Annotated in this window: 19 protein-coding genes; 15 read left to right on the forward strand and 4 right to left on the reverse strand. The window is 72.7% G+C overall.

The genetic code is table 11. The annotated features are described in order from the left end of the window. The first annotated feature begins 51 nt into the window (after positions 1–51). The 3 genes from F4553_RS02165 to F4553_RS02175 all read left to right on the forward strand — a co-directional run bounded on the left by F4553_RS02165 (position 52) and on the right by F4553_RS02175 (position 4,044). Positions 52–1,551 carry a GGDEF domain-containing protein gene (locus tag F4553_RS02165; protein ID WP_184831358.1) on the forward strand — a complete coding sequence of 500 codons (1,500 nt, stop codon included), beginning with the start codon at positions 52–54 and terminating at the stop codon, positions 1,549–1,551. 100 nt (positions 1,552–1,651) lie between these two features. Continuing rightward, positions 1,652–3,373, forward strand: coding sequence for a PHP domain-containing protein (locus F4553_RS02170; RefSeq protein WP_184831360.1), 1,722 nt, complete (start codon positions 1,652–1,654; stop codon positions 3,371–3,373). 158 nt (positions 3,374–3,531) lie between these two features. Beyond that, complete coding sequence (locus tag F4553_RS02175; protein WP_184831362.1) at positions 3,532–4,044, forward strand: hypothetical protein; 513 nt, start codon at positions 3,532–3,534, stop codon at positions 4,042–4,044. Positions 4,045–4,147: 103 nt separating this feature from the next. On the opposite strand, the gene F4553_RS02180 is transcribed toward F4553_RS02175, so the two are convergent. The 3 genes from F4553_RS02180 to F4553_RS02190 all read right to left on the reverse strand — a co-directional run bounded on the left by F4553_RS02180 (position 4,148) and on the right by F4553_RS02190 (position 7,390). Then, a complete protein-coding gene (locus F4553_RS02180; RefSeq protein WP_312875062.1) occupies positions 4,148–4,552 on the reverse strand; it encodes a YchJ family protein in 405 nt (134 codons plus the stop codon). 80 nt (positions 4,553–4,632) lie between these two features. Beyond that, positions 4,633–5,400 (reverse strand): hypothetical protein, encoded by a 768-nt coding sequence (locus F4553_RS02185; RefSeq protein ID WP_184831366.1) that lies wholly within the window; start codon positions 5,398–5,400, stop codon positions 4,633–4,635. Positions 5,401–5,542: 142 nt separating this feature from the next. Then, positions 5,543–7,390, reverse strand: a complete 1,848-nt coding sequence (locus F4553_RS02190; protein WP_184831367.1) for a hypothetical protein — start codon at positions 7,388–7,390, stop codon at positions 5,543–5,545. A gap of 66 nt (positions 7,391–7,456) precedes the next feature. Here F4553_RS02190 and F4553_RS02195 point away from each other — a divergent pair, with 66 nt between their 5' ends. From F4553_RS02195 to F4553_RS42195, 4 genes are read left to right on the forward strand one after another with little or no spacing between them, the layout of a single operon-like run. Further along, positions 7,457–8,047 carry a helix-turn-helix domain-containing protein gene (locus F4553_RS02195; protein ID WP_184831369.1) on the forward strand — a complete coding sequence of 197 codons (591 nt, stop codon included), beginning with the start codon at positions 7,457–7,459 and terminating at the stop codon, positions 8,045–8,047. Then, positions 8,040–9,443 (forward strand): pyridoxal phosphate-dependent decarboxylase family protein, encoded by a 1,404-nt coding sequence (locus F4553_RS02200; RefSeq protein WP_184831371.1) that lies wholly within the window; start codon positions 8,040–8,042, stop codon positions 9,441–9,443. The genes F4553_RS02195 and F4553_RS02200 overlap by 8 nt, the downstream gene beginning before the upstream one ends. A gap of 39 nt (positions 9,444–9,482) precedes the next feature. Further along, entirely contained in the window at positions 9,483–10,070 is a 588-nt protein-coding gene (locus F4553_RS02205; RefSeq protein WP_184831373.1) for a sugar O-acetyltransferase, read from the forward strand. Next, positions 10,067–10,636 carry a TetR/AcrR family transcriptional regulator gene (locus F4553_RS42195; protein ID WP_184831375.1) on the forward strand — a complete coding sequence of 190 codons (570 nt, stop codon included), beginning with the start codon at positions 10,067–10,069 and terminating at the stop codon, positions 10,634–10,636. The genes F4553_RS02205 and F4553_RS42195 overlap by 4 nt, the downstream gene beginning before the upstream one ends. A gap of 125 nt (positions 10,637–10,761) precedes the next feature. Here the strand turns inward: F4553_RS42195 and F4553_RS02215 are convergent, their stop codons facing one another. Next, positions 10,762–12,114 carry a condensation domain-containing protein gene (locus F4553_RS02215; protein ID WP_184831377.1) on the reverse strand — a complete coding sequence of 451 codons (1,353 nt, stop codon included), beginning with the start codon at positions 12,112–12,114 and terminating at the stop codon, positions 10,762–10,764. A gap of 406 nt (positions 12,115–12,520) precedes the next feature. On the opposite strand from F4553_RS02215, the gene F4553_RS02220 reads away from it, so the two are divergent. From F4553_RS02220 to F4553_RS02255, 8 genes are all read left to right on the forward strand, one after another. Then, on the forward strand, positions 12,521–12,724 hold the full coding sequence (locus F4553_RS02220; protein ID WP_184831379.1) for a hypothetical protein: 204 nt from the start codon (positions 12,521–12,523) through the stop codon (positions 12,722–12,724). A 208-nt stretch (positions 12,725–12,932) separates the two neighbouring features. Next, entirely contained in the window at positions 12,933–15,836 is a 2,904-nt protein-coding gene (locus F4553_RS02225; protein WP_221469736.1) for a helix-turn-helix transcriptional regulator, read from the forward strand. Positions 15,837–15,988: 152 nt separating this feature from the next. Beyond that, positions 15,989–16,516, forward strand: a complete 528-nt coding sequence (locus F4553_RS02230) for a cobalamin B12-binding domain-containing protein (protein ID WP_184831389.1) — start codon at positions 15,989–15,991, stop codon at positions 16,514–16,516. Further along, positions 16,513–17,811 (forward strand): methylaspartate mutase, encoded by a 1,299-nt coding sequence (locus F4553_RS02235; protein ID WP_184831391.1) that lies wholly within the window; start codon positions 16,513–16,515, stop codon positions 17,809–17,811. Before F4553_RS02230 ends, F4553_RS02235 begins: the two co-directional genes overlap by 4 nt. A gap of 10 nt (positions 17,812–17,821) precedes the next feature. Further along, positions 17,822–18,805: an asparagine synthetase A gene (locus F4553_RS02240; protein ID WP_184831393.1), complete on the forward strand. Its 984-nt coding sequence runs from the start codon at positions 17,822–17,824 to the stop codon at positions 18,803–18,805. Then, a complete protein-coding gene (locus F4553_RS02245; protein ID WP_184831401.1) occupies positions 18,802–20,073 on the forward strand; it encodes a glutamate synthase-related protein in 1,272 nt (423 codons plus the stop codon). The genes F4553_RS02240 and F4553_RS02245 overlap by 4 nt, the downstream gene beginning before the upstream one ends. Further along, positions 20,070–21,359 carry an MFS transporter gene (locus tag F4553_RS02250; protein WP_184831403.1) on the forward strand — a complete coding sequence of 430 codons (1,290 nt, stop codon included), beginning with the start codon at positions 20,070–20,072 and terminating at the stop codon, positions 21,357–21,359. The genes F4553_RS02245 and F4553_RS02250 overlap by 4 nt, the downstream gene beginning before the upstream one ends. 15 nt (positions 21,360–21,374) lie before the next feature. Further along, positions 21,375–21,566, forward strand: a complete 192-nt coding sequence (locus F4553_RS02255; protein WP_184831405.1) for an MbtH family protein — start codon at positions 21,375–21,377, stop codon at positions 21,564–21,566. Positions 21,567–21,568: the final 2 nt, after the last annotated feature.

Here is a 21,568-nt window from a genome sequence, read left to right on the forward strand (position 1 = left end):
AATGGCCGATGGCCCCATCGATGAACGTCCGACTGCGTAACGTGGTGTCGTGTGGCACGGGATAGCCAGGACCCGGTCGCCGCTGAGTGGGTGGTCTTCCGCGACCTCACCGCCGCCGGACGCTCAGCCGAGGCCATCGAGCTGGCCGAGCGCATCGTGGCGGAGTCGCACGACCCCCGGCGGGTGGCGCAGGCCCTGATCGAGAAGCTCGTCGGCCTCATCAACATGGGCGAGGCGAGGCGCTTCGGCCCGCTGCTCGACCAGATCCACGGCATGCTCCGCGACGCACCCGACCCGAGGCTCATCGGCGAGTTCCACGCCATGGTCGCCCACATCGCGTTCGAGCACGGCTCCTTCGGCAAGGCGATGATGTACGCGGTCCACGCCGAGCGGTCACTGCGCCGGATGAACGACGTCAACCTCGCCGCCGTCGACTCCTGGCACGACCTCGCCAGCGCCTACTCCCTGATGGGATTCCACCCCAAGGCGCTGGAGTGCCAGCGCGAAGCGGCCCGGCTCTGCGCCGCCGCCGGCCTCTCCCCCGCCATGTCGATCTTCATCGAGGCGCAGGTACGCGCGGCCCTCTCCCTCGACCAGCGCGGCGACACCGACGGATGCGTCCGGCACCTGAAGTCCCTCATCGCCGCCAGCCAGACCCTGCTGCCCGACCTCGTCGTGGTCGAACGCGTACCGCTGCGCTACGCCGCCCAGCGCCTCGCCGCCCTCGGCCACCCCGTGACGCTGGCCGTGCCGCCGAGCACCCAGGTCGACGACCAGGTCGTCGCCGACATCGTCCGGCTCGGCGACGCCTGCGAGGCGATCGCCGCCGGAGATCCCGGGAAGGCCGTCGCGGTGCTCGACGACGCGCCCCGGGCCATCGACATCCTCGGCACCGCCGAACCGCTGCGGCTGCGCTCGCTCGCCCTGACCCAGCTCGGCGACCTCGCCGGAGCCCTGGAGACCGAGCGGGCGATCCTGCGGCTGCTCACCGCCGAGGACAAGCACACCCGCGACCTGTTCGCCGCGAGCGTCAGCGCCCGCCTCGACCAGGACCGGCTGCGCCGGGTCGCCGTGCAGTACGCCGACCAGGCCTCCACCGACCCGCTCACCGGTCTGCCCAACCGGCGCCCGGTCGCCGGGTTCGTCGCGGGGCTGGCCCGGCGCGGCCTGAACGCCATGTTCGGCGTGCTCGACCTCGACGGGTTCAAGGCCGTCAACGACACCCACGGCCACCCCTCCGGCGACCTGGTGCTGCAGCGGATCGCGGGGATCTTCGCGCGGACCATCCGCCAGGGTGACCTGCTGACCCGCCACGGCGGCGACGAGTTCGTGGTGATCCTGCCCGGCACCTCCGCCGCGGGCGCCGAGGAGATCGGCGCCCGGATCAAGGCGGCGGTCGACGCCGAGGACTGGGACCTGCTCGTCCCCGGCACCCCGGTCTCGGTGAGCATCGGCTGGGCCGAGCTGACCGGCGACGCCGACGCCGCCCTGCGCGCCGCCGACGACGCGCTCTACCGCATCAAACGGGCCCGGGCGGCGCTGCCCACCTGATGTTCACGCGGTCGCCACCCTCGCGCTCCACGGGGTTGGCGCTTGAGGTCGATAGTCCGAGTTGATCGGATCTTGACACTGCCCTCAAGGAGCACACCCGATGGGACTGCACCACCACGGCGGCCACGCCCACGACCATGCGCACGACCACGACCACCTCACCGCACCGGTCGACAGCTCGCACGTCTTCGACACGTCCATCCCCGACAGTGAGCTCTCGCCCGGCGAGGTCTCCCGGCGCGGCCTGCTGCGCGGCGTCGGCCTGCTCGGCGCGGGTGCCGTCGCCGCCGGTGCGCTCGCCGCACCCGACGCCGCGGACGCCCACGACGGGGGCCCGTTCGGCCGGTCCTGGCACCAGGGCCGCCGCAGCGGATACCAGTGGCTCGCCGGCGACCACCACATCCACACCCAGTACAGCTCCGACGGCATGTACCGGGTGATCGACCACGTGCGGCACGCCAACGCGTACGGGCTGGACTGGATGGTCATCACCGACCACGGCAGCCTGGCGCACGCCAAGCTCGGCGTCGATCTCGTCAACCCGCAGATCGTCGCCGCCCGCAGCGACGTCCCCGACACCCTGGTCTTCCAGGGTCTGGAGTGGAACATCCCGGCCGCCGAGCACGGCACGGTCTTCGTGCACCCCAGCCGCAACGAGGTCGCGGTCCTGAAGGAGTTCGAGAACACCTTCGACGGTGCCGTGACGAACACGACCGCCTCGACCCCGGCCAACGAGGCCCTCGCGATCGCGGGCGTCAACTTCCTCGCCGGTGCCGTCACCTCGCGCCGCATCCCCGACGCGCTCTTCCTCGCCAACCACCCGGCCCGCAAGGGCCTGGACTCGCCGCACGAGATCCGGGGCTGGCGCGACGCGCAGCCGCGGATCGCGATCGGCTTCGAGGGCGCCCCCGGCCACCAGGCCGCCGGCATCCCGGCGCCGTTCGGACCGGGTTCGGGCCGCGGGTTCTACGACGGGTCGCCCAGCGCGCAGTCGTTCGCGCCCTACCCGCTGGAGAGCTACCGCACCTGGGGCGGCTTCGACTGGATGACCGCGACCGTCGGCGGCCTCTGGGACAGCCTCCTCGCCGAGGGCAAGCCGTGGTGGATCACCGCGAACTCCGACTCGCACACCGTCTACAACGACACCTCCGACCGGGGCCCGGGCAGCGACTTCAACACCAACGGCCGCTACAACGACCCCGTCTACGGCGGCGGCAAGACCGCCACGACCAGCGGTGACTTCTGGCCCGGCTTCTACAGCCGCACCCACGTCGGCGCGACCGGCTTCTCCTACGCGGCGGTCATGGACGGCCTGCGCGCGGGCCGGGTCTGGGTCGACCACGGCGGCCTCGTCGACGGCCTCGATGTCAAGGTCCGGGCCGGGTCGCACTGGGTGACGCTCGGCGACACCCTCGTCGCCCGGCGCGGCAGCAGGATCCAGCTCTCCGTCACGGTCGACCTCGCGTCGCAGCCCAACTGGGCCCAGTTCATCCCCAAGCTGGCCCGCGTCGACCTGATCCGCGGCGCGGTGACCGGAGCGGTCGCCGACCGCGACGTCTTCACCACGGCGCGGACGAGGGTGGAGAAGTCGTTCGAGGTCACCGCCACCAGCGGCCAGGTCACCTTCACCTACGACCTCGGCACCCTCGACCAGGGGTTCTACGTGCGGCTTCGCGGCACCGACGGCAACCGCACCGCACCGGGCCATCTCGGTGCGGTGATCGACCCGGTCGGCCCGGCGATGGACGTCGTCGGCGACGCCGACCCGTGGAAGGACCTCTGGTTCTACACCAACCCGATCTGGGTCGTCGCAAGCCGATGAGCAGCCGCGCTGGCACGAGGAGTGAGGGAACGCAGCGAGTGAGCCCCGCAGGGCGCGCCAGTGACAGCGCTGGCACGAGGAGTGAGGGAGCGCAGCGAGTGAGCCCCGCAGGGCGCGCCGGGAACAGCGCTGGCACGAGGAGTGAGGGAGCGCAGCGAGTGAGCCCCGCAGGGCGCGCCGGAGACATCATCGGACTCGACCTCGGCCACGCGACGGCGCGTGAGGCCGAGCACTGGCTGGCGGAGCTGCCGCCGGTGGTCGGCCTGACCGCCTGCACCCATCTCGTGCACGGCGGCGACCGGCCCCGGGTGATCATCACGGTCGACTCGCCCGAGCCGCTGACCCTGCCGCAGGCCGGGTCGCCAGCGGCGGACGAGGCGGCCATCGCACACGAGCGCCGCCGGTCCGGCCGCGCGGTCCGCTATCCGGGCCATGAGGAGCTGACGGGTACGGTCAGCGTCGCCTACCTGCTCGGCCGCACCGCGATCGAGGAGGTCCGGGTGCTCGGCGGCGGACCGCAGCCGACCGCCCTGACCCTGCTGGAGACCAGGGCCTTCGTCCGGCCGCAGTGGCTCGACGGGCACCTGGTGCTGATCACCACCCGGGCCGCGGGCGGGCGGATCGCCCCGTTCGAGGTCCCCAACCCGACCCCGTGCTGCGGCGGCCACTGAACGGGCAAGGGTAAGGGGGCAACTCTTCAAGAGTTGTTGCTTCAGGCCGCCAGGCCTTAACAACAACTCTTGAAGAGTTGCCCCCTTTTTTTACTGGCGGAGGTCAGGCCACGGGGCCGACGTAGAGCCACTGGCCGTCCTCGCGGACGAAACGGCTGTTCTCCCTCAGGACGCCGTCGCGGACACCGTCGGTGTAGTGGGCCTCGAACTGCACGGTGCCCTCGCTGTCGAAGAGCGCGCCGCCGGTCTGCTCCAGCACCGTCAGCCCGGTGTAGCGGGGGCCGTCATCCGGGAAGAGCTTCGCCGGGCGGGTCGTCGGGTGCCAGGTACGCAGCAGGTAGGCGACGTCGTAGCGCACGAACGCGGCGTACCGCGAGCGCATGAGCTGCTCCGCGGTCGGTGCCGTCTCGTCACCTCGGTGGAACCGGCCGCAGCACTGCTCGTAGGACGGCCCGAGCGCGCAGGGGCACGGGGCGCCGGGCTGGTTGCGTGGATCTTCTGGGGTCACCAGCCCATTGTCGGTCATCCGGGCCGCCGTGGTGCAGCGGCCCGGATGACCTCGGTCACTGGGAGCTGTCTGCGGCGCGATCAGCCAGCGTTGCCGAAGGCCGTGATGGCGTGCGCCTTGCCCAGCGTGCCGTGGATGGTGACGATCCAGTACTCGCCGGTCGCGGTGAACTGGGCGCTGTAGACCCAGTGCGGCTCGGGCGTCAGGGTCAGCGTGTAACCGGCCGGCGGGGCGTCGACGACGATGCTGTCGACGACCGACTGCGAGGCGAGCGCCACCATCCGCGGTTTGTTGTGGTTGGCGAACGCGTCCAGGAACTCCCGGGCGTACTTCTCGGCGTTGTCGTGGTAGACCGTCGAGTCCAGCTTGAACTCGGTCACCGGCTTCGGGCCGGGCTCGTTGCGCAGCTTGATGATCACATCCGAGCCGAGCTTGTTGCGGTAGGTGCAGTACGTCGAACCCATCGCACCATCACACTGCACCAGCGACCAGTGCATATCGATCTTCGGGGTACCCAGTGCGCTGAGTTGCGAGTACGCCGTGTCCTGCAGCAACGTGTGCAGCTTGGCGCTGTCGCACTTGAGCCAGGACTTCATCACGTCCAGGGCGGTGCCGCTGCCGCCGGTGACGGTGCCGGAGATGGCGCAGCCGCCGCCCGCCGATCCGCTCGGGGCCGGGCCCGCCGGTGCGGTCCCCGTGGGCTCCGCGGTGGGGACCGGCGACTCGGAGGAGGAGAGGTTGGTGTTCGCCGTCGCGTTGGCGTTGGGGCTGGATGACGGCTTGGCGCATCCGGTGGCCATGACGGCCAGCCCGATGATGATCGCAGTGGTGCTGGCTGCCCTGCGCATGACTGTTCTTCCTCCGGGAGGTACGGGTGTTCGACGCCCTTCACGCTAGGGGCGCCCGGGGTGGGGCCACATCAGTCGTTGTACGGAACTTTGCCGGACCGGCGGGTCTCCGTACCGGCCTCCGGAGCCGGCGGCGACGCGGTCAGCTGTGACCGAAGGCGTTGAACGCGACGAGGATCGCGACCGGCACGGGCGCGAGGAGCAGCAGCGCCCACGGCGGCGACGCGCTGGGCCGGGCGGGCGGCGCCACGGTGGGCGTGAACCGGCTCCGCGCGTGGTCCAGGCCCGCCCGCAGCGACTCCGCCGTGCGCCCGCCCCGCTTCGCCTGCGCGGTGACCGAGGCCGCTCCGTGCCGGTCCGAGATGACGTGGACGATGTCGCCCTCGACCGTGATGTCGGTGACCTCCGGCCACGGGGCGGTGAAGCCGCCGATGATCCCGGTGATCGCGACACCGCCCGCGTTCCAGGCGACGGCGGCGCGAAGCCAGATCCGGTAGCCGACGAAGCAGCAGACCACGGTGGCCGCGACCGCGGCGATCCAGGCGCCGGTCCGCGGGAGTAGCCGGATGACCTCCGCCAGGGCGAGCGGCATCGACACGGTGAGCAGCAGCCCCAGGAGCCGCGGCTTGTGGTGGCGGTGGACCAGCTCCGGCGGCGCCGCCACCTCGGCGTCCGGGATCAGCGCCAGCCGGTCCGCCGGGACCGGCGCCGACCGGGCCGGTGCCGACCGGGCCGGTGCCGCGGCGGCGTCCGGCACCGGTGGGGCGCCGTCGGCGAGTGCGGTGAAGGAGGCCGCGGACCGGACCGGGACGACGCGGACCACGGTCACCAGGTGCCGCTGCTCGTCGGCGACGACGCAGAGCTGCCCGATGACGGGCGCGCCGTAGAGAACGCGGGCCTCCACGGTGTCCAGGTCGCCGACCTCCTGATCGTCGTCGAAGTCGTCGTCCTCGTCCTCGTCGAGGGGGGTCGGCGCGGTCGGCCGGGTCTCGGTGGCGGCCGACGCCGCTGGGAGGTAATCGAGCACGTCGAGGCTCGCGATCGGTGCGTCGCCGGTGCGGGCGTCACCGGCGAAGAGGTCGCCCCGCCAGTTGACGAAGACGCCGCTCGCGGGGTGGAGGCCGGTCAGCGGCGCCCGCAACTCCTCGCGCCGCCGACGGCCCCGCCACCACAGGGCGCCCCCGACGAAGACGAGCCCGGCCGCGAGGGCGTGCCAGCCGGTCCCGTCGTAGGGCTCCGTCAACGGCTGCCGCAGGCCCTGGCCGTTGACGGCGAGCCGGAGCTCACTGCCGACCGGGTAGCTCGCCACGTCGAGAACGGGGATCGTGAAGGGTTCCCCGCCGGTGCGCCTGACCCGGAGGGTGAACTCGTCGACGTGGCCGTCGACGACGGTGGTGACCACCTGGGCGGTTCGCTGCTGCGCGTCCATCTCCTGCTGGTGCGCGGTGGCGTACCAGCCCAGGCCCGCTCCGGCGGCGATGAGCAGCAGGCCGAGGACTCTCCGGACCAGGCCCGGGCGGGTGCGGGGACCCTCGGCGAGGGTGGGGAGCGTGACGCTGCCGGTCCGCCCGGCCCACAGCTCCACGGCTTCGCTGCGCGGCCGCCGGGTCGCCAGCCAGGCACAGGCAAGGGCGACCACCGCGTACGCGATGAGCAGCCGTGTGCCGACCGGGGACGCCTCCGCCGGGTGCCGGCTGTCCCACCAGGACTGTCCGGCGGCGCCGAGTGCCGCGGCGGCGGCAGCGGCCCACGGCAGCAGCCAGCCGAGCAGCAGCGAGGTGAGCACCAGCCCCACGGCGACGGCGCCCAGGACGTCGTGGCCGCAGGGCCTCGCCTCCGTGCAGGTGAGCACCGGGGCGAGGTTCGCGTTGAGCGCGACGACCAGCAGGCCGGTGGCGAAGATCGTCCAGCCCGCCAGCCGCCGCAGCCCGCGCCGAGGTCCGGCGGAGACGAGCAGGCGGGCATCGGCGGTGGTGAGGGCGGCGGGCACGTGAGGATTATTCCGCCCCGGCCACCACTTCTCCTATAGCGAACAAGATTCCCCTATAGTGGAACGATGTTGTTCTCCAACGGGCTCTCGATGAGCGGCCTCGGCGCCCGGATCCGGGCCGCCCGCGGTGCGGCCGGGCTGTCGCTCGACGCACTCGCCGAGGTCAGCGGCGTCAGCCGCAGCATGGTCTCCGAGGTCGAGCGCGGCACCAAGACCCCCAGCGTCCTCGTGCTGGACCGGCTCGCCACCGCGCTGGGCACCTCCATCGCCGCCCTCCTCGACGAACCGGTCCGCGACGCCGTCGTGGTGCTGCGCCACGCCCGGCAGCGGGTCGTGCGCGACCCGGCGGGGTGGGAGCGCCGCATCCTCTCGCCGGTCCTGCCCGGCGTGGAGTTCGAGTTCATGCGGACCACGATCGGCGCGGGTGTCGACGCGGGCGAGTTCGCGCCGCACCAGCCCGGATCCCGGGAGTACGTCGCGGTCGAGTCCGGTCGGCTCCGGCTCACCGTCGACGGCGACGAGCAGGTGCTCGACACCGGCGACTCGATCTACTTCCCGGGCGACCGGCGCCACGCCTTCGCCAATCCCGGCAGCACCGACTGCGTCTACTACCTGGCGATGGCGCTGGGACAACCGAACGGAGCCGTCCATGGATGACCTGCGCCGGGCGGGCCGCACCGCCGCCGACCTCGTCGCGGACCACCTCGGCGGCCTCACCGGTCGGCCGGTCTGGCAGCCCGTGGGCGACGCCGACCGGGCCTGGCTCACCGGCCAGCCCCTGCCCGCTGCCGGGCGGCCCCTCGGCGACCTGCTCGACGACGTGCGGGACCGGATCATGCCGCACCCGATGGGCAACGGCCACCCCCGGTTCTTCGGCTGGGTCAACTCGGCGCCGTCGCCCGCCGCGATCGCCGTCTCATCGCTCGGCGCCGCCCTCAACCCGAGCTGCGCGGGCGGCGACCACGCCGGGGCGCTGCTGGAACGCTCCGTCGTGCGGTGGCTCGCCGAACTCGTCGGCTTCCCGCACCGACCCGGCGGCGGGCTGCTCACCAGCGGCGCGTCGATGGCGACGATCATCGCGCTCGCGTCGGCCCGGCAGCGCGCCGCCCGCGCCGACGGCTGGGACGTCCGCACCGACGGGCTCGCCGGACACCGGCCCCTGGTCATGTACGCCTCCGCCGAGGGCCACGGCTGCCTGCGCAAGGCCGCCGAGCTGCTCGGCATCGGCAGCCGCCACCTGCGGACGGTCCCCGTCGACGGCGCGTTCCGGCTCGACGCCGACGCCCTGCGGGCCATGATCGTCGACGATGCCGCCGCCGGGCTGCGGCCGTTCTGCGTCGCCGCGAGCGCGGGCACCGTCAACACCGGCACGATCGACCCGCTCGACGCGATCGCCGACATCGCCGCCGAGCACGGCCTGTGGTTCCACGTCGACGGCGCCTACGGTGCGCTGGGGATCCTCGACGAGCGGATCAGGCCCGCCTTCGCGGGGTGGGAGCGGGCCGACTCGGTCGTGCTCGATCCGCACAAGTGGCTCGGCGTACCGGTGGACTGCGGGTGCGTCCTGCTCCGCGACCCGGCGGCGGCCCGCGACGCGTTCAGCCTCGTCCCGGCCTACCTGCGCGACGACACCGCCGGGGACCTCGGCTGGTTCGCCGAGTACGGCCCCGAGCAGACCCGGCCCTTCCGCGCCCTGCGGGTCTGGGCGACGATCTCGCACCTGGGCCGCGACGGCATCGTGGACCTCGTCGAACGGACGGCCGCGCTCGCGCACGAACTCGCCGCGATGATCGAGGCGGCCGACGACTTCGAGCTGCTCACGCCGGTCTCCACCTCGATCACCGCGTTCCGCTACCGGCCGACGGCGCTCGCGGCGGCGGCGCTCGACGACCTCAACCGGGCGGTTCCGGCCGCGGTCCAGCGCCGGGGCCGCGCATTCCTCACCGGTACGCGGCTCGGCGGCGTCGAAGCGCTGCGGGCCTGCTTCCTCAACCCCGCCACGACACACGACGACCTCGCCGTGCTCCTCGACGAGATCCGAGCCGCCGCCTGATGTGTACGATCGTACGCATCGTTGTGTACGATCGTACACATGACAGAACGAAGCATGCGGGAGCGGATGCTCGCCGGTGACCCCTATCAGGCCTCCGACCCGGAGCTCGGCGAGCTCGGCCTGCGCGCCATGGACCTGATGGAGGCTTACAACGCCACCTCCGCCCGCGAACCCGAGCGGCGGCGCGCCATCCTCACCGAACTCCTGGCCGAGGTCGGCGAGGGTGTCGAGATCCGCCCGCCGATCTACGTGGACTACGGCAGCAACATCCGCATCGGCCCGCGTACCTTCGCCAACTTCGGCCTGCACGCCCTCGACGTCGTCGCGATCACCATCGGCGCCGACGTCCAGATCGGACCCGGCGTGATGCTGATGACCCCCACCCACCCGCTCGAACCGATCCCGCGCCGCGACAAGTGGGAGGCGGCGAAGCCCATCACCGTCGGCGACAACGTCTGGATCGGCGGCGGCGCGAAGATCCTGCCCGGCGTCACGATCGGCGAGAACACCGTCGTCGGCGCCGGTGCCGTCGTCACCAGGGACCTGCCCGCCAACGTCGTCGCCGTCGGCAACCCGGCCCGGGTCATCCGCCGCCTCGACCCCGACGCGACGATCGACCCGCAGTGACCGGACCGGCGGCCGGGCCTGCCCGGCGGGCCCGGCGCCACGACCCGGGCCGGCGGGACCGGATCATCGAAGCCGCGCTGGCCGTCATCGCCGAGCACGGCGTCGCCGCCGCCTCGCACCGGGAGATCGCCCGCGCCGCCGACGTACCGCTCGGCTCGATGACCTACCACTTCGTCTCGCTCGACGAGGTGCTCGCCGAGGCGTTCACCCGCCACGCCGCCGCGGTCGCCGAGGTGCTGGAGGAGCGGATGTTCGCCGCACCCGGCCGCGAGGCGGCGATCACCGCGCTCGCCGAGCACATCTCCGCCGACCTGCTGGCACCCGGGACCGGGCTGATCCTCAGCGCCGAGCTCTACGCCGCCGCGGCCCGGCGTCCGGCCCTGCGCGAGGTCACCCAGGAGTGGATGCGGCGCAGCCGGGCAGCCCTGGAGCAGCACTTCGACCCGGCCACCGCTCGCGCCCTCGACGCCCTCGTCGAAGGACTGGTGCTGCACAGCGCCCTCGGCACCGACCCGATGACCCCGGCCCAGATCCGCGCCGCTCTGAGGCGCTTCCTGGACCCGTGACCCGCCGTCACGTTTTGCAGCAAAGCGTGGTCATTTCGCGCGCCAAGGCCACGCTTTGCTGCAAAACGTGACGGCCGCACCGTGACGGCCGCACCGTGACAGTCGCACCGTGACGGCTGCACGCTTCAGGAGTGGGCCAGTGCCTCGCCGACGACCAGGCTCTCGATGCCGAACAGGAAGCGTTCCATGTCCGGGCGGGGCAGCACCGCGCTGTCGGCCGTCATCGCCAGCTCGATCGCACCGGAGACGGCGGCGGCGTCCAGGGCGAAGCTGAGGTTGGGGCGCGGTTCGAACTCGACCGGCCAGGTCAGCACCGTGCGCGACAGCGCCCGCGCGAGCGGCACCGGTTCGGGCCGGACCCAGGTCTCGTCGGGCACCAGGCCGCGGAAGTCGTTGACGACGCAGGAGTGGTCGCCGATCACGTCGCCCCGGTCCCGGCTCGTCGCGATGTCGCTGTCCAGGGCGAGCTTGTCGTAGTACGCGTGCCAGTGCGTGGAGACGGTCGCCCCGAACGTGCGCCGGACCAGCAGGGAGAAGTCGCCGTCGGTCTCCGCCACGTGCAGCAGCCCCTCCTGGGCGACCGTGTTCACGACATCGGCGAGCCCCGGCAGGAACCTGTTGTTGACCACCACCTGGAACACGGCCTCCGAGACGCCGGTCAGCCTGCCCATGGAGGCGGCCGCAGCGGCGAGCAGCACCGACGCCGGGCTCACCGCGAGGTACCGGGCGACGTGCTCGGTCGCGAGTGCCAGGGCGGGCGAGTGCAGCACCGCGTTGGGGAACGGCTGTGCGGCGGGCCTGCCCGCGGTGGCGGGGAAGAGGTTGGGCGGGCCGGAGTGCAGCAGGTCCCGCCAGAACCGGCGTGCTGCGGCATCCCGGCGGCGGCCACGGCCGGAGGCCTGGAAACCGGCCTCGTCGAGCGGCTGGAGCCGGCCGTTCCCGGCCAGGATCGACGCGACCGACCGGCCGCCGCACAGGTCGGTGAAGTCGGCGATCAGGTTGCGGACGCCCCAGCCGTCGGACGCGGTGTGGGACAGGGCGAAGACGACGTGGTGGACCAGCCCGTCGACCTCGACGGCCCCGACGCGTACCGGCCATTCGTGCTCCACGTCGAAGGGCAGCGCCCGGAGCTCCCCGTAGAGGACGTTGGCGGAGCGGCCCAGCTCCTCGGCCGTGCTCTGCCGGACGACGAGCGGCACCGCGCCGCGGGAGTACACCACCTGCCGCAGCCCGCCGTCGTCGGCGGACAGCCTGGTGCGCAGCGAATCGTGCAGGCAGGCCAGCTCCCCGAGCACCGCCGTGAGCCTGCTCCGCGTGATCGGCGGATCCAGGCGGGCGCCACCGGCCACGTTGTAACGGGCGGCGTCGGTGCCCAGGGTGCGCATCGCATCCCAGATCGCGTGCTGGCCCCAGGTCGCCGGACCGGCACCGGACCGGCCGGCCGAGAAGGCGATGTCGAGCTCCAGATCGAAATGCACTGTGGACCACCCCGTTCGGACATTCGGTCACGAGTGTCGCGCACGGTTCGTCGGCTGTCGATGCCCGTACGCCGCCCGACCGCATCGCGGGTCCCGCGCGCCGCCGCCGAACGGCCACCGCGCTCGTCCGATCGGATGTAACGCTCTGTCACCTAAGCGACTAAGCGGCCAGTCCGCTACGCGACACCTCTGACCAGGAACGTCTTAGGGCGGCAATGGGTTTCGATCAAGGACCGGCCGGACCGGCGGAAACGGTTCCAGATTACGCAGTGTCGCCTAGGCGACCCCAGATTGCGTGGGTCACACCGGCAAATCTGGGTGGCTAATACGCATGGAACGGATCCGTCCCGACTGGCAATCTTCATCCCGTTGAAGCCACGCACCACCCCAAGACCCGGGAGACACCATGAACGCCAAGAAGATCGCCGTGACCGCCGCCGCTATCGCCGCCACCGCGGCCGGTGCCTGGCAGCTCGGCACTGCGAACCACGCGCCCCAGGTCGGGCACTGCATATCGGGCAGCGCGGCGACCTGCGGCTGGCATGCCGACGGCGGCACGGGGAACGGCGCACTGCCGTCCACACCGCCGGATGAGCGGCCGAACGCCTGAAGAGAGCGGGCTACCTCACAGACCCGGCGCCGGGACAACCCGGCGCCGGGTCTTTCGCATGTATAGAGCACCCGCACCGGGCGGGAGCCAGACGGCTTTGCCCGAATGGCGGACAGCCATAAGATCATGAATGGATGAAGCGGTAGCGTGAGCATTCAGTCACGTCGCGCAGGGGGAGGATCCGAGTACCGTGCAGCCTGTGCAGGTGATGTCACCGGTGATGGTGGGCCGTGCCGAGGAGCTGGCCACGTTGCGGGAAGCCCTCACCAGCACGGCAGCCGGTCGCGGCGGCGCGTTCTTCCTCGTCGGCGACGCCGGGCTCGGCAAGTCCCGGCTCACCCGCGAATGCACCACCCTCGCGAACGCCGCCGGCATGACCGTCCTGCGCGGACGGGCCACCCCGGCGGGCGCCACGGTGCCCTACCGGCCGCTGACGGAGGCGCTGTTCTCACTGGCGCGAGCGGACGGCGTACCCGATGATCCGGATCTGCTGGCCTATCGGCCCGCGCTCGCGCGGCTGATCCCGGAGTGGCGCGGAGGCCGCGACTACCCCAACGACGACTCCCCCATCGTGCTCGCCGAAGCCGTGCTGCGGCTGCTCGGCGTCGTCGGCCGCGACCGGGGCGTGCTGATCTGCCTCAGCGACCTGCACGACGGCGACGCCGAGACGATGGGGATCGTCGAATACCTCGTCGACAACCTGCCCGACCAGCCGGTGCTGCTGCTGGCGAGCATGCGGCCGCTGCCGTCGCCCGCGCTGACCCTGGCCCGCTCCAGCGCCCGGCAGCGCGTCGCCCGCGTGCTCGACCTGGACCCGCTGCCCGACGCCGACGTCACGGCGCTCGCCGCCGCCTGCCTCGGCATCGCCGCACCCGACCTGCCCGCCGAGGTCGCGCCGTGGCTGGCCCGCAGCGCCGACGGCAACCCGTTCGTCGTCGAGGAGCTGCTGCGCGGCGCCGTCGAGGCCGGTGCGCTCGTCCGGACCGGCGGCGGCTGGGCGATGACCGGCGATGTGCACGTCGACGTGCCGTCCACCGTGGTCGCCAGCGTCACCGACCGGGCCCGGCGCCTCGGCCCGCAGTGGCACCGCGCGCTGGAGGCCGCCGCCGTCGTCGGGCGCCGCTTCCCGCTCGACGTGCTCCAGCAGATCTCCGGCGTCACCGACGCCGGCCTGCGGGCCCTCGTCCGGGCCGGGGTCGACGCCCAGCTGCTGCTGCCCTCGCGCACCGTGCCGGGCTGGTACACCTTCCGCAACGCCTGGACCGCCGAAGCCCTCGCCAGCGAGCTGCTCCCCGCCGAACGGGCCGGGATCGCCGCCGCCGCGGCCGATGCCGTCGAGGCGCTCAGCCCCGACCTGCCCGGTGAGGTGTGCCAGCTCGCCGCATCACTGCGCCTCGCCGCCGGGGACCGGCCCGCCGCCGGGCTGCTCTACGCCGTCGCCGGGCGCCGGACCCTCGCCGAGGGCGCGGCCACCTCCGCCGTCCGCCTGCTCGACCAGGCGCTCGAACTCGTACCGGCGGGGCAGCACGCCGCCCAGCGCGCCGACGTGCTCGCCACCCTCCTCAACGCGCTCGCCGAAGCGGGCGATGTGGAGGGCGCGCTGCGCCGGGGCGCCGACCTCGCCGGATCGGTGCTGCTCAGCGCCGAGAAACGCGCCGAGCTGCACACCCGCCTCGCCTGGGTCTGCGTCGTCGGCGGCCACTGGGAGAAGGCTGGTGAACAGGTCGACCTGGCCCGGCAACTGCTCGGCGACTCCGCGTCCCCGGCCGCCCTCGCCCCGGTCGACGTCGTCGAGGCGCACCTGCTCACCCTCGGCGACGTCAAGGGCGACGACCGGGCCGTCCGCGCCGAGGAGCTGGCGCTGCGCGCGGTCGGCACGGCCGAGGCGGTCCCGCTGCCCACGACCGCCTGCCAGGCCCGGCAGGTCCTCGCGCTGCTCGCCCGCCGCCGCGGCTTCGACGACGCCGACGTGCACCTGCGCCACATGCTCGACACCGCAGACCGGCACGCCCTGTCGATCTGGCGGCTGCGCGCCCAGATCCGGCTCGCCACCAACGAACTCATGCGCACCGGCCAGCCCGAGCAGCTCCACCAGGCCCGCCAGGCCGCCCTCGACCTCGGCGCGATCACCGCCGGGTCGCAGGCCGACGCGACCTTCGCCATGCAGCAGGTCCTCTACGCCGAGTTCGCCGAGGCGGAGAAGCTCGCCGACCGGATCCTGGAGGCGACGACCCGGATGCACCAGGAGGGCGAGAGCCAGTTCGCCCTCGTCATCAAGATCGCATCGGCGGCACACCAGGGACGCCGCGACGCGATGCGCCAGGCCCTCGCCGACTTCCGCGCCCGGGGCGGCGAGCAGTCCTTCCACGCCCCGATCGTCTTCGGCCACCGGGCCATCTGCGCGCTGCTCAGCGAGGACCGGCCGGGTGCCGAGGCCGAGATGGCCCGGGTCCGCGAGTGGGAGCGCAGCCACCCGACGATCTACTACCAGTCCGGCCGCTACGGCCTCGATCCGCTGCTGGAGATCCTGGCCCGCCGGGCCGGGCACGCCCGCCACGCCGAGATCGCCGGTGCCGCCGCGGCCGGGCTGCGCTGGAACCGGCAGTTCGTCCTCGCCGCCGAGGCGGTCCTGCTCGGCCGCGACGGCGACGCCGACGGTGCTGCGATCGCGATGGCGCAGTCGCAGCAGGCCTCGGCGCCCTTCCCGATGGCCCGGCACCTGCTGCTGCGGCTCGTCGCCGAGGCTGCGCTCGACGACGGGTGGGGCGATCCGGTGACGTGGCTGCGGGAGGCCGAGACCTGGTTCCACACCGCCGACGTGGCCGCCGTGGCGGGCGCGTGCCGGTCGCTGCTGCGGCGGGCCGGGGTGCGCGTCATGCAGCGCCGCAGCGGCCTGGAGGCCGTCCCGGCGGACCTGGCCCAGCGCGGGGTGACGGCCCGGGAGTACGAAGTGCTGATGCTCCTCGGCGAACGCAAGGGGAATCCGGAGATCGCCAAGCTCCTGTTCATCTCACCGCGGACCGTGGAGAAGCACGTGGCGGCGCTGATGGACAAGCTCGGCAGCACCGATCGGACCGCGCTGTCGGACCTGGTGGTTGCCCGCCTGCCCTAGGCGAACCCCCATCGGGGTCGCGACGCCGCAGGTCAGCGCCGGTCCGCGCGGCGAGTGTCGGGTCCGCGACCCTATAACCCGCGCGGGGGTACGCAGAAGATGGGTCCCGCTCACCCATGTCTGCGAAAGGGTTTCCCGGCAGATTCGTCTGCATGCAACCAGACCTACTCGTAGGCGCGCCCGGCGGGGCTCCCTCGCTTCGCTCGATCACTCCTCGGGCCAGCGCGCTGAACCACAGTGAGATCGACACCGTCCGCGACGGCGATCCCGGCGTGATGGTGACCGGGACCGCCTCGGACTCGCACACCTGGAACCTCGTCTTCCTGCAGCTGCTCCTGGAGGAGCTGGGCCAGGAGGTCACGAACCTCGGCCCGTGCGTCCCCGACGACCTGCTCGTCGACGAAGCCCGCCGCCGCCGACCGAAGCTCATCGTCATGAGCAGCGTCAACGGCCACGGCGCCACCGACGGCATGCGCGTGGTGGAGAAGCTGCGCGAGCAGCCCGAGCTCGCGGGCACCCGGATCGTCATCGGCGGCAAGCTCGGCATCGCCGGAGCGGGCAACACCCGCCACACCGCCGGGCTCGTCGACGCCGGATTCGACGCGGTCTTCGAGGAGGGCGCGGGCCTGGGCCTGTTCCGCTCCTACGTCGCCGCGCTGCCGGTGGGCGCATCCCGATGACCGCCCTCGTCCCGGAGTTGCCCGCCGTGTCGTTCGGCGGCTTCGTCCAGCGGGCCCACGCCCGCGGCGAGCTCGTCGTGCAGCCCCGGATGGGGATCGCCGACCCCGCCGCGATGCGGGCCGGGCTCCTCGCCACCAAGCACGCCGACGCCACGACCGTCGGCACGATCACCCTGGACAGCTACACCCGCATCGCCGACCACGCCGCCGCCCGCCGCGCATTGGACTCGGGGGCCGACCTCAACGGGTTCCCGATCGTCGCCCACGGACCGGAGGTCACCTCGGCGATGCTCGACGGTGTCCGCGACGCCGGCTTCCCCGTCCAGGTACGCCACGGGTCGGCCTGCCCGCAGGACATCATCATGGCCCTGGCACTGTCCGGGCTCGACGCCACCGAGGGCGGCCCGGTGTCGTACTGCCTGCCCTACGGGCGGACACCGCTCGCCGACTCGGTGCGCAACTGGACCGAGTGCTGCGAGCTGCTCGCGGCGCTGCGCGGACGCGGGATCGAGCCGCACCTGGAGACCTTCGGCGGCTGCATGATGGGCCAGCTGTGCCCGCCGTCGCTGCTGGTCGCGCTGTCGGTGCTGGAGGGCATGTTCTTCGCCCAGCACGGGCTGCGCAGCGTGTCGCTCAGCTACGCCCAGCAGACCCACCCCGGCCAGGACGCCGACGCGGTCGCCGCCCTGCGCAGCCTCGCCGCGCAGCACCTGCCCACCCTGGACCGGCACGTCGTCATCTACACCTACATGGGGGTGTTCCCGAGGACCCCGGACGGGGCGCTGGCGCTGCTGGAGCAGTCGGCGCAGCTCGCCGCCCGATCCGGGGCCGCGCGGCTGATCGTCAAGACGGTCGCCGAAGCGTCCCGGATCCCGACCGTCGCGGAGAACGTGCAGTCGCTGCAGATCGCGTCGGCCGCCGCCGCCCGGGTCACCCGGGCCGAGGCGTCCGCCGACAACCAGGTCCACGCCGAGGCGAGCGCCCTGATCGACGCGGTCCTCGACCTCGACGGCGACCTCGGGCGGGCGCTGGTGAAGGCGTTCACCCTCGGCTACCTCGACGTGCCGTTCTGCCTGCACCCCGACAACGCGGGCCGGTCCCGCAGCTACCTCGACGACGCGGGGCGCCTGCGCTGGGCCGATGTCGGCGCCATGCCGATCGCCCGCCTCGTCGGCGCCGCCGAACGGCGCGTGCTCACCTCCACCGACCTGCTCACCTCGCTCTCCTATGTGGAGCGCACCTACGACGGACCGGCCCTGACCGGCCGGACGACCACCACCGCACTGAACCGATAGGGAGACCACCATGTCCGAGCTTCCCCCGTCCTCGCCCCGCGAGCACCTCTCCAAGGCGTCAACCCGGCACACCCTGCTCATCCAGAACGCGATCATCGACGCGACGAGACAGCACCTGACCGCGCAGGGCTTCACCGAACTCCTGCCACCGATCATCGGGCCGGTCACCGACCCCGGCGGCCGCGGCTCCAAACAGGTCGACGTCGACTTCTACGGCCACCGCTACAAGCTCATGACCAGCGCGATCCTCTACAAGCAGGCATCGCTCACGGCGTTCGACAAGATCTTCTACCTGGCGCCGAACGTCCGCCTGGAGCCGCTGGAGACCTGCAACACCAACCGGCACCTCGCCGAGTTCCACCAGATCGACGTCGAGATCGGCGGCGCCACCCGCGAGGACGCGATGGCCGTCGTCGAGGGCATCATCGTCAACGCCGTCCGCCGCGTGCTCACCACCAACGCCGCCGACCTCGCGGCGCTGGGCCGCGACACCACGCCCTTCACCGAGCTGCTGGAGTGGCCCTTCGACAGGATCACCCACCCGCAGGCCGTCGCCAACCTGCGCGATCTCGGCTACGAGCAGTCCCCCGACGCGGAGATCGACTGGCAGAACGAGCAGCACCTGTCCGCCAAGGCGAGCCGCCCGTTCTTCATCACCGACTACCCGAAGGGATCCCGGGGCTTCTACGACCGGGAGAACCTCGACGACCTCGGCCGCCTGCGCAACTTCGACGTCATCGCCGCCGAAGGCTACGGCGAGCTGTGCAGCGGCAGCGAGCGCGAGTACGACTACAAGCGCATCGTCGCCCGCATCCGCGAATCCGGGGAGAACCCGGCGAAGTACGGCTGGTACCTGGAGATGGCCCGCGACGGCATCCCCGCCAGCAGCGGCTTCGGCATCGGCCTGGAGCGGCTGACCCGCTACGTCGCCGGCCTCACCTCGGTGTGGCAGGCCTCGGCGTACCCGAAGGTCCCCGGGGTGGTGTCGGCATGAGCGCGCTGCACGCACCGGGCTTCCCCGAGGCCCGCATCCGCGACCGGGCCCGCTTCGGCACGGCGTCGGTCTTCCCGGCCGCCGACGGCTACGGCCACACCCTGTTCGGCGCCGACGGCGCGACCGCACCAGCCGACGAGATCGACGCGATGCGCCTGGTCCCGCCGGTCTTCATGCCGCTGCGCCTGGAGAAGCTGATCGACCTCGCCCGCGAACCCATGTACGGCGACGTGGACCTCACCACCGAGATCGGCGGCTTCCGGTCCAGCCTGCCCGTCTACGTCTCGGCGTTCGGGTCGACGCAGGTCGCCAGCACCGACCTCGGGATCGCCGTCAGCCGCCAGGCGGGCCGCCTCGGCCTGCCGATGGTGATCGGCGAGAACGTCGTCCCCGTCAACGGCTACGGCCGCATCGGCACCGGCACCGAGAAGTCCCTCGTCGGCCGGGTCCGCGCCTACGCCGAAGCCGCCACCGGCGGGCTCGGCGGGGTCGTCGTGCAGCAGTCCACCGAGGACGCCGACGCCGAGGTGTGGAACCTCGTCTACAGCGACCCCACCGCGACGGCGCTGCTGGAGACCGGTCGGCTCGCCTTCGAGCTCAAGGTCGGCCAAGGCGCGAAGCCCGGCCTCGGCGGCATGACGGTGCTGTCGGAGTCCGCCGCCGACCGGCTCAGCGGGCAGTTCGCCCTCGACCGGGTCCTCGGCGACGGCGACCGGCTGCTGCGCTGCGCCTCCCCTGGCACCTTCACCGAGGAGATCCTGCGCCAGCAGATCCGCTTCATGCGCAACAACTTCCCCCGCGTACAAGTCTGGGTGAAGCTGCACCCCGGCCGGGACATCGCCGACGCGGCCGACGTGGCATGGCGGGCCGGCGCCGACGCGGTCACCGTCGACGGCGCCGAGGGCGGCACCGGCTGGGCGCCGACCGCGTTCCTGGACCACGTCGGCCTGCCGCTCGCCGAGTGCCTGCGCCGCCTGCGCCCGGTGCCGAAGCTCGGCAGCCTGCTCACCTCCGGCCGGATGTGGGAGGGCACCCGGGTCGTCAAGGCCCTGGCCCTCGGCGCGAGCGCGGCCGGGCTCGGCCGGGCGGCGCTGCTCGCCGCCGACACCGACCCCGAGCACGGCCTGACCCGCCTCACCGAGGCCCTCGCGCTGGAGTTGCGCCTGCTCATCAGCGCCCTCGGCAAGTACGCCACCAGCGCACTCGACCCCGAGGACGTGTGGTCCCCGACCATGACCGTCCCGCAGCGACAGGAGTCCCTGATATGACCGCCGTGATCGAAGCCCCCGTCGTGCCGGTGACCCCGGCCCGCCGCCCCAGCCTGTGGAAGCACCGCGACTTCCGGCTGCTGTGGTTCGGGGAGAGCGTCAGCGTGCTCGGCAACGCCATCTCCGGCATCGCCCTGCCGCTCGTCGCCCTGGAACTGCTGCACGCCGGACCCCTCGCCGTCGGCCTGCTCGGCGCCGCGTCGTGGCTGCCGTGGCTGGTCCTGGGCCTGCCCGCCGGTGCCTGGATCGACCGGCTGCCCCGCCGACCCACGATGATCATCGCGAACGTCGTGTCGTTCGTGCTGGTGCTCAGCGTCCCGGTCGCCGCCTGGCTCGGCGTGCTCACCCTGGTCCACCTGCTCGCGGTGGCGCTGCTCGGCGGCGCGACCGGGGTCTTCTTCAGCCCCGCCTACTCCGCCTACCTGCCGACGCTCATCGAATCCGAGGACCTCGGGGAGGGCAACGCCAAGCTCCAGGGCAGCGCCCAGGTCGCCGTCGTCTCCGGCAGCAGCATCGGCGGCCTGCTCACCCAGGCCATGACCGCCGTCCTCGGGCTCGCCGCCGACGCGATCACCTACGTCGTCTCGACCGTCTGCCTGCTCGCGATCCGCACCAAGGAACCCGCGATGCCCAAGGCCGCCGAGCGCACCACCACGCTGCGGCAGGAGATCCGCGACGGGTTCCGGTTCCTCATCCGCGACCCGTACCTGCGGATCATGACGATCGGCGCGTCCGTCGACAACCTGCTCCTCACCGCCGGGCACACCCTGCTCGTCGTCTTCCTCATCCAGACCGTCGGCGCGAGCCCGGGCATGGTCGGCCTGCTCCTGGCGGCCGACTGCGCCGGCGGCGTCCTCGGCGCGGTCATCGCCAACAAGGTCTCCCGCACGCTCGGATCGGCCCGGGCGCTGCTCGCCTTCTCGCTGCTCACGGCACCGTTCGGCCTGCTCATCCCGCTCACCGGCAGCGGGCCCGCGCTCGGGTTCTTCGCCGCCGGGCTGCTCATCCCGGCCGCCGGGATCGTCGCGGTCAACGTCATCGGCGGCGCGTTCCGCCAGACCTACTGCCCGCCGGACATGCTCGGCCGGATCTCGACCAGCGGCAGCTTCATCGCCTTCGGCCTGATCCCGATCGGCGCCCTGCTCGGCGGTGCCCTCGGCACCTTCATCGGGGTACGCGAAACGCTGTGGATCGTGCTCGCGCTCGGCGCCGTCGGCAAGCTGATCCTCCTGTTCGGACCCATCCGCAAGACCCGCGACCTGCCCACCGCACCCGCCAACGCCTGAATCCGGAGAGACACCATGACCAACCCGTTCGAGAACGACGACCTGCCCTACGTGGTCCTCGTCAACGACCTCCGCCAGCACTCGCTGTGGCCCGCCCACCTGGCGATCCCGGCCGGCTGGACCAGGAGCCACGGCCCTGCCACCCGCCAGTCGTGCCTGGACCACGTCGAGACGCGCTGGACCGACCTCACCCCGGAAAGGGTCTGACC

Origin of the sequence: Allocatelliglobosispora scoriae (assembly GCF_014204945.1) — a bacterium.
Classification (GTDB): domain Bacteria; phylum Actinomycetota; class Actinomycetes; order Mycobacteriales; family Micromonosporaceae; genus Allocatelliglobosispora; species Allocatelliglobosispora scoriae.